This window comes from Runella sp. (genome assembly GCF_965279615.1).
In the GTDB taxonomy this organism is placed as follows: domain Bacteria; phylum Bacteroidota; class Bacteroidia; order Cytophagales; family Spirosomataceae; genus Runella.
Window position 1 is genome coordinate 2678694 of the sequence record NZ_OZ257252.1, and the last position, 9573, is coordinate 2688266.

Annotated in this window: 3 protein-coding genes; all 3 read right to left on the reverse strand. The window is 47.3% G+C overall.

Annotated elements, in window-relative coordinates; all coding sequences use genetic code 11:
* Positions 1–102 precede the first annotated feature (102 nt).
* The 3 genes from ACQY73_RS11645 to ACQY73_RS11655 all read right to left on the reverse strand — a co-directional run bounded on the left by ACQY73_RS11645 (position 103) and on the right by ACQY73_RS11655 (position 9549).
* The gene (locus ACQY73_RS11645; protein WP_428665814.1) at positions 103–1863 is read right to left on the reverse strand and encodes an immunoglobulin domain-containing protein; all 1761 of its coding nucleotides are present in this window, start codon (positions 1861–1863) and stop codon (positions 103–105) included.
* A 227-nt stretch (positions 1864–2090) separates the two neighbouring features.
* Positions 2091–6122, reverse strand: coding sequence for a beta strand repeat-containing protein (locus tag ACQY73_RS11650; protein WP_428665816.1), 4032 nt, complete (start codon positions 6120–6122; stop codon positions 2091–2093).
* A 652-nt stretch (positions 6123–6774) separates the two neighbouring features.
* Positions 6775–9549 (reverse strand): ATP-binding protein, encoded by a 2775-nt coding sequence (locus ACQY73_RS11655; RefSeq protein WP_428665819.1) that lies wholly within the window; start codon positions 9547–9549, stop codon positions 6775–6777.
* Positions 9550–9573 lie beyond the last annotated feature (24 nt).

Genomic DNA, 9573 nt, shown 5'->3' on the forward strand with positions numbered 1-9573 from the left:
GACTGAAAAGCACCACTGCAAAGAGGTAAAAGGGGCGGCATTAAATAGGACTTCGTAAGTTCATTCCGGCAGTAAGCATAATAACTAATTGATTATCAACAATCAATTAGTACAAACGGCTTGCAATAGGGTCTGAAAAACAGCTCCGTTTTTTGCTTCAAAGCCGGGTGTCAGCTCTATAAATTTGCCTGCCTGATAGGTAACTTTACCGGTCACTTCTACTTTGTTACTCGCCGTTATGTTGTTTCCTGCAAGTAAAGTGGCCACATCTGTAGTGATGTCATTGGCAGGGCTTAGTAAGGTCAACACCGGGTTGGCACTGACGACCGTAATAGATTGCCCCACCCGGCTACTGAAGCAGGCGGTATTTTCGCAGGCCGCATAATACGTTGTGGTGGTGGCCGGGCTAACGGAATAAGGAGAGCCGGTAGCAAGCAATGTCCCACCGGCAGTCTGGTCGTACCATTTTACCGTTCCAACGGCACAGGTAGCCGAAAGCGAGGCAGTTATACCGGTACAAATGTTGTTTTTATTGGAATTGACAGCGGACGGCGTACTGACGGCAGGCGATACAAATACCCTGAAAACCGTCGAAAGTACAGAACCGGTATTGTTACTTGCCCGACATCTCAGGTAGTAATTATTGAAAGTATTATCACCGGTAATGGTGGTGGAACCGCCCGTGGTAGATAAGTTGGTTGGGGTGCTCATGTCGGCAAAAAATGATTTTTGCCATTGATAACTAATGGCATCCGTAGCCGAAAGCGTAAGGGTTTCGGTGGCTCCGGCACAAAGATTTCGGTCGGTGTATTGGGACGTAAAAACGGGTACGGGCACGTACGAGATCGGCGCAATGTACGTACAGCTTCCGCCGGTCACCTTAATGTACAGGGTTTGAGAGCCCGTCGGCAGCGAACCGGGCGTAAAAGTATTGGTTGCAAGGCTGTACGTTCCTGCCGGAACGGTAGCCAACGAATCAGTAAAAACACCGTTCACTACCATGTCGTTACCGGCAGCGATGACCATAAAAGCCGTATTGGCGGGATTATTTTTGAGCTGTAACTTTGTGTTGGTATAGGTGCCGACAGTCCCCCCGATTTTGATCAGGCCATTGTTCACAAAATTACCGGCACCCGCATTGTTGGTCAATTCTCTTTGAATATCGAGGTATCCGTTGTTGGTCACAACGCCGCCCTGATTAATTATTTTGCCCGAATAAAAATTACTGTACGATTTTAAATACATTTCTCCGCAGGCATCATTGACCACGTAGTTGTTGTATTTTTCAATCCCTGCGGTCAGCGTCATTTTTCCGTAATTGCTCAGCATGGTCACGTTTGTGCCGGAACCATTGATATATACTGCCGCTGAACCGCCGGTCACTTTGACGACACCGCCGCTTTCGTTGGTAAGAATGGACGTAGCGGTCAATGAAACCCCGTAACTGCCGTTGCCAGGGGAAATATAAGAATCAAACAAACCGCCGCTTTTGTTGGTAATGATGCCGTTGCCGGTCATTACTGTCCCGTCATTTACGTCTAATGTGCCGAAATTATCAATATTTCCGCTACAGGTAAGTTTACCGGTCGTACTGAATGTAATGCCGGCAGGAATCACAAAAGCAATGGCATTTCCCAACGTAAGCGAAAGCACCGTAACATTTGACGACAACACCGGGTACCTCGGCATTCCAACAGGTATGCTGACGTTGTCAGCTGCACCGGGCAGGCCGCCGGTCCAGTTGCCGGCGGTGTGCCAATCGGTGCTTACATTTCCATTCCAGGTAATGCTTGCTGCAAGCGAAATCTGATAAAAGAATAAAAGACCGATGAATACTAATTTGGGGAAGTACATTTTGTACATAAGAGATGTTGATTAAGGATTTATTAAGTGTTTTTCGATATCTCAAAACTACCGGGAAGAGCAGTGATCGGGTTAGCACGTATGTTCCAATCCTTTGCTCTCATGTTCCACTGCTGAAATATCTTTTCCTCTAATGTTCCAAAACCTTACCTCTAATGTTTAAATAGTTAATTATCAATAGTTTAGAAGACATAATTTTATAGTTGCACCAACCCTGAAACCATTGATCACTTTACCATGATTACCGCCCTTCCCAGCGTTGCCGCCGACAGTATCAGGTTGGCTCCCGTCGAAATCGTGACGGAATCCAGCCCCGGAACAACCTCGTCGTTGTGTAAGTCCAGATCCAATATTGCTCCCGGCGCAAACGTGATGCTACCATTCATAAACACTTGGTCGTTGCCCGTACCGCCGTTAATGGTCAGTGAAGGGAATACCGTCATAAAAGCGCCTACCTGAATCACATCATCGCCCCCGCCGGCGTTGAGTACAATGCCCGTTTTGCCGGCAATGCCAATAGTCGCAGGTGTAATGGAGAACGAGGTAATGCCGCCGCCATTCAGGCTATAGGTTTTGCCCGTCACCACAAACCGAATGTTGGAGCCGCTCTCACTGACACTCAGGGTTTCGCCCGCACCGGACACATCGGTGAGGATAATCGTGCCCCCTGCAGTACTGATGGTGTAATCCGCAACGGCCGCAGGATTCACATACATAAAGGGCACTGCATAACTGCACGCTCCGCCCGCCGGGGTGAGCTTGGCATATAAGGTTTGTGAACCTGACGGCAGGGCGAGAGCCGGAGTGAAGGCATTGGGAGCGCTGAATGTCCCCGCCGATACGGTAGCGGCGGCATCGGTGAAGATACCGTTCACGACACCGTCGTAGGTACCGCCGTAGGTAAAAATGGGCGTAGGCGTATTATTGACAATGATCGCCGAATTGGCCGTATTGGTCACACTGCCCGTAAGTGTGCCGTACTTCAATACACCCGTATTGGTAAATGTGTTCGTATTCTTTAGACTGTCGGCAAGTTGAAAGAGTCCGGCATTGGTAAATGCGGAGTTGTTTCGGAGATTCCCGTTTGCGATGATGACCTTCCCGCAATTGCTGTTGTTAAAAGTTCCTCCGGTATTATTAATTCCGTAGGTTCCCACGCTGTTCGTTGCTCCTATGGTGATAACGGCCGCATTGGTAAACGTACCAAAGCCATTGCTTATGCCGCCAACGGTAGCCTGATTTATCGTGAGTTCTCCACCTGCATTATGGTTAAATGCCCCTAGATTGCCTATCCCATAGTTTCCCACATTTGCGGTGGCCCCGAGGGTTATCTTACCGGCGTTTGTAAAGACTGTACTGTAGTCATTTTTCAAACCAACCGAAGTGCTTCTGTCAATGGTAATTTCTCCGGCGGCGGCGTTCGTGAAGTTTTTAGTGTTATCAAGTCCATATAAACCCACATTCGCGTTGGCACCGATGATGATTTTGGCTGAGTTGGTGAAAGTTCCTCCACTGTACGAATTGGCCAGACCGGCCTGCGTTGTGCGGTCGATACGGATCTCTCCGCCGGTATGGTTAAATGTTCCGACATTGCCCAAACCATAAGATCCGGTACTTACTGCGGCTCCGAGGACTATGTCGGCGGCATTGTTAAACGTCGCGCCGAGCGTATTGTGCAGACCGGTATGGGTGGATCGGTCAATACTGATCTCTGCGTCGGCATTGCTGTAGAAAGTAGCGGTATTAAAAAGCCCATATTGACCTATTACCGCTGTATTGCCGAGAATCAATTGGCCATTGTGGTGAACCGTTCCGGCATTATAAAATCCAATCGTATAAGTAACGCTGCTGATCAGATAGCTCTTTGAGTCGTTGATGGTCAGGCTGCCGGTCGCGGCAGTGGTAAGCGTAGCTCCCGCCTGTACCTCTACCGACTTGGCTACGGCGGCCGTGCTGATGGTGGGTTGATTGACGGGTGCCGCCGGGATCACGACATCATTGCCGGCCGTGGGCACGCTCGTAGGCGACCAATTGCAGAAGGCATTCCAATCTGTACCGGCGGTACCCGTCCAAGTGATAGTACCGGTGGGGGTACTGACCGCCGTAGCACTTATGGTGAGGGTTGCGGCATTGGAGTTGGTGCTTCCACCGGGACCGGTGGCCACACATCGGTACTGATTGCCCGACAAACCGTTCACATTGCTGATGGCGAGCGCGGTCGTGGTCACATTTGAGTAAGGAGCCGTGGCCGGTACATTCGTCCAACCGCTTCCGTTGTTGAGCTGCCATTGGTAGGAGGTGGCGTTGGTCACGGCTACTGTAAAAGCAGCAATGCTTCCGGGACAAAGTAGTTGGCTGATTGGTTGCGCAGTAAAGCCGGGCGATACATACGTAAACGGCACGATATAGCTACAAGCCCCGCCCGAAGGGGTAATTTTGGCGTATAAGGTTTGGGTACCGCCCGTCAGGCCCGAAGATGTGAACGAATTGGGCGCGGCGAAAGTACCCGCCGATACGGTAGCGGCGGCATCGGTGAAGATACCGTTTACGATACCGTCGTAGGTACCGCCATACGTGAAAATGGGCGTGGGAGTATCGTTAACGATCACCGCTGAATTGGCCGTATTGGTCACACTGCCGAAAAGTGATCCATACTTCAAAACACCTTGATTTGTAAACGTTCCGTTATTCACGTAGGCAGTTGTCTGCACCAAACCGGCATTGGTGAAGGTTTTGGACGCGTCATTTTGAAGGTTGCCTTTCATGATGATTTTGCCGCAGACGTTATTGGTAAATACCGCCTGATTTCTAATGCCGGTGTTCGTCACACTTGCCGTTTGTCCGATCCTGATCGTGGCAGCATTGGTAAAAACACCACCCGTAGTGTTCAAATCTATATAGTTTGAATTATCAATGGCCAACTCACTGCCTGCATTGTTGTTGAAGTCGGCGTTGGTCCAAAGACCATAATCTCTTATTGTACCGGCATTGCCAATTGCAATCCTGCCGTTGTTGTGAATGATACCCGGGCTGTATAAACCAACGGTACGACTGCTTCCGCTTATTGTCTGTGTCCTTGAACCATTGATGGTCAGGCTGCCCGATGCGGCATTGGTAAGTACCGCTCCCGCCTGTACTTCCACCGATTGAGCAAAAGCAGCGGTGCTGATGGTGGGCCGGTTGACGGGAGCTGCCGGTATCATCACATCATCCTGTGCCGTTGGCACCGTTGCCGGTGACCAGTTTGCCGCATTTCCCCAATCAGTACTCACAGCTCCGGTCCAGCTGACAGGAACAACAAAATACGTGAACGGTACAATGTAACTACACGCTCCGCCGGAAGGTATGATCTTGGCATATAAGGTCTGCGTACCGCCCGACAGGCCGGAAGGCGTAAATGAATTGGGCGCGGCGAAAGTACCCGCCGATACCGTGGCGGCCTCATCGGTAAAAATGCCGTTGACGGTACCGGTAAAGGCACCTCCGTAGGTGAAGATGGGCGTGGGAGTATTATTGACAATAACCGCCGAATTAGCGGAATTGGTCACGGTACCGGTGAGTGTAACATATTTTAAGACGCTTTGGTTAGTAAACGTTCCCGAATTACGGAGTTCGCCGGCGACCTGCATCAAACCGGTGTTGGTAATAGATACATAATTCTGAATGCTCCCCCGAACAACGATGGTTTTTCCGCAACCGGTCGTATTGAATGTGGCGTTGTTGAAAATACCGGTTGTCCCATTTGCCACCGCACCAATGGTAATGCCGGCGGCGTTGGTGAACGTACCGCCGGTTGAATTGTACAGGCCGATACTGCCTGCGCGGTCAATCCTGATCTCAGCCCCGGTATTATTATTAAAAACAGCTAAGTTATACAGTCCATAACTCCCAACTGCCGCGGTATTTCCCAAAACAAGCTGTCCGTTATTTTGAACTGTCCCGGCGTTGTAGAAACCACAGGTTCCCAGTCCGTTATAGAAATTTGAACTGTTGATGGTCAGGCTGCCGGTTGCGGCGTTGGTGAGCGTGGCTCCTGCCTGTATCTCTACTGACTTGGCCACGGCGGCCGTGCTGATGGTGGGTTGGTTGGCGGGAGAGGCGGGGAGCACAACAATATTGGTTGCAGCCGGCTCTCCGGCCGGTGACCAGTTGTTGGCGGCATTCCAGGCGGTGCTTTCCGTTCCGGTCCAGGTCTTGGTTTGAGCAACGGTTGTTTGACTGAACAATAACACGACAAAGAGGTAGAAAAGGTTTTTCATCGGCAGGGTTTATTTGGCATTTTTTATACCTCAAAGCTACCGGGAGAACCCCTCTCGGGATTAGTACGTATGTTCCAATCCTTTGCTAATATGTTCCGGTGTTAAAGAATCTTTTCCTCTAATGTTCCAAACCCTTTCCTCACATGTTCCATTCATTGATTATCAATAGGTTATAAAAATTGATTTTGTAATATATAAAATTAATAATCCGCCTGAGAGTGACGACTGTTTTATTACCAACTGCTTTTTGCGGTATTATCAGGCGTCCTTTTTTTTCATAATTATCGAGCCGTTCAGTAATACACAAAATGCCATACGACTTGAAGATCGTATGGCATTTTGTGTAAAAAGAAGTATAGTGATCAGCTGATTCGGTAACTTTATAAGAAAGCCCTATAACATCAATAAACCCGTACAACAGTGCTGTACGGGTTTGATAGAATACTATATGTTATGGGTATAAGACGTAAACCTACATAATTGAGCATTCTTTTTTAACATCTGTCACCAAATAATTATCAAGCGAGCATTGAATCGACATCCGGATAGACTTTATACCCTTTTTCAGAAATGCAATAGGCAGAAAACCTTGAATTACTGCCTGTTACCGGAAGAGTACCGGAAAGACACCTAAGCAAACCGACACGGATATCTAGGCGTTTCGGGCGTATTCTGAAGGCGACATTCCAAATTGTTCCTGAAATGACTTTGAAAAATAAGGCAAACTCTCAAATCCGACCCGGTAAGCAATCTCCGACACCGTTACGTTACGTTGTCGCAAGAGTTGTGCTGCTTTTTCTAAACGTATTTTTCGAATAAACTCAGTGGTTGAAACACCTGTCAGTGCTTTCAGTTTACGGTGAAGATTGGTACGACTCATCCCTATTTCTTTGCAGAAGTCCTCTATATCGAAACGGCTATCACTCAAATGCGCTTCTACAATCGCATGAGCTTTTTGAATGAACTGCTTTTCCTGATCTTGAGAGGCCGTGGTGGATTGCTCCAAAGGATCGGGAGACAGCAGACTGAATTTTTGTCGCAATAATGCGCGTTGTTGGACCAAATTTTTGACCCTTACCAATAATTCTTCTTTATTGAACGGCTTTTGTAAGTAATCGTCAGCGCCAAGTTCGTACCCTTCCAGACGGTCGGCCAAGGTAGCTTTAGCGGTAAGCAATACCACGGGAATATGGCTGGTACGTTGATCGGATTTCAGTTGTTGACACAATTCAAATCCATCGAGCTTCGGCATCATCAGATCGGTCACGACAATATCCGGAACGATTTCAAAAGCCAATTCAAGGCCAATTTGCCCATTCAATGCCTCAACTATTTGATAATAAGGCTCAAATATACCCCTCAAGTACAGCAGAAGGTCGGGATTATCTTCCACGATCAGCAGAATAGGGAGTGTTTCAGATAAATGAAGACTCACAACGGCGGGCCCTTCCGTAGATACCTTAATCACTGATTCCGGTTGGTAATCAAGCGGTGAGTTGGGGCTAAAGTCCGTTGTTATTTCCTGCGTTGGTTTTGGCAAAGGCAATTCAACCCTAAAAGTTGTTCCGCTGTTTACATCGCTTTTTACCGTAACAGTTCCTTTCAACAGATCCACTAACTCTTTGACCAATGCCAACCCGATGCCGGTGCCCTCATAATTGCGTAGAGCCGTATCGTCTATCTGATAAAAACGATCAAATATCAGAGGCAACTGTTGAGCGTCTATTCCGATGCCATTGTCTTGTACTTCCAATACCGCCCTGCACTCGAAACCTATGGTTTCATACATAACTTTTATCATAACCCGGCCGTTGGCAGGGGTAAATTTAAAGGCGTTGGAAAGTAAGTTGGTGGTGATCTTTTCGATTTTATCGGCATCAAAATACGTTTCAAAAGAACGATGACTTTGACTCACGTTGAAATGAATATTTTGATTTTGGGCCAGTGATTCAAAGGAAGAAAAAATGTATGAAAAGAACGTGGCAATATCACCGTGTTGGGCTTCGACCCTGAATTCACCCGCTTCCAGTTTTGACAGATCCAATAATTGATTGATCAGTACCTGCAGGCGTTTTACGTTGCGCTGCATCATAGGTATCATTCCCTCTTTCGGGTATTTTTGCCGAATCTCTTCCAGCGGACCGCTCAAAAGTGTAAGTGGCGTTCGGAACTCATGAGAGATATTGGTAAAAAAGCGCGTTTTGAGACGGTCCAATTCCTGTACCCGAACCGCCTGCTCTTTAGTAAACGACAGCTCCTGCAACGATAGCGCTCTATTGCGTTCATAATCAATCACAATACGCCCCAAAAAATAGCCAAAAACGAGAAATTCAAGCATAAAGAAAAGCAGGGCTACAGGAGAAATCCATGCAAAACCTACCCAGCCTACCAACCGCATTTGTATAAAAATATAACTGCCGAGCCCTAATAAATACGCCACTGAGTAATTCCAATTGATCGGGTATTTTTTAATAATGGCAAATACATACATCGCCAAAATAAACAATTGGGTAACGATCACTAAGTAGGTACTGGCTAAAAGCAGTTGCCAACGATATCCAAACAGGACCGAAACTGCCAGAAGAATGTTGATCACAATGATCAATTGAAGTATTCTATCGACCCACAAAGGGAACCGTTTGCCAGGAAAAATCACTCTAAATGCTACAATCAGGCCCAACGGTAAAATATGAAACGAAAGAAAACTGACGATCAGGGCAGAATTAGGGTTTAAAAAAAAGTTGCCAAGAATACCGTGCAACCCCCAAAACGCAATCGAACGAGCCACCAAAAGCACCGAATATTGCCTGAAATCCTTGTCTTTGACGGCAAATATGGCTAACAGAAATACATAGAACAGGCGAATAGCCATCGCTCCCGACAAAAAACCGTAGAGATTGCTTTGTATCAAATCATGACGATAATATGCTTTTTCCGAAAAGAGCGCGACCGAAGCAAAATGTGCCCGTTGTCCTTTGACCCTAATAAAAACAGTTTTGGTAGCCTCATAATCCAGGTCGAATTCAAAATAAGGCTTATTCTCGGCCATTAAGATCCGATTACCCGTTATGACAACCCCCGTTTTTTTGACCTGATAGTTGCCGGTATTGTCGGAGACATAAAAATCGACGACTTCCGCCATTGGATTATCCCATTCCAGTACCCACTGTTTTCGTTCAGGGTGCCGGTTGGTCAGTGTTATTTTAAGCCAGGAGGCTGCATCGCCAAAAGGAAAAAGAAGGCCTCTTTTCCGAATCGGCACAAATTTTTGTTTTTGGATCTGTTCAAACGAAAGTTGGCCGGTAACATCTCTGTACAAACCCGCTACCGGCGTAATCGGGTAAGATTCAGAAGTTTTAACAAGTTCAAGCGTCTGACTGCTACTCCATAGCGGCAGACAAATGAAGAGAAAGCAGAGGTTTTTCATAGAGGGTAAATCAAAACAACCTGT

Excerpts from the sequence above, each read along its gene's own strand:
- ACQY73_RS11650 (WP_428665816.1), bottom strand. The coding sequence starts at position 6,122 with ATGAAAAACCTTTTCTACCTCTTTGTCGTGTTATTGTTCAGTCAAACA.
- ACQY73_RS11645 (WP_428665814.1), bottom strand. The coding sequence starts at position 1,863 with ATGTACAAAATGTACTTCCCCAAATTAGTATTCATCGGTCTTTTATTC.
- ACQY73_RS11655 (WP_428665819.1), bottom strand. The coding sequence starts at position 9,549 with ATGAAAAACCTCTGCTTTCTCTTCATTTGTCTGCCGCTATGGAGTAGC.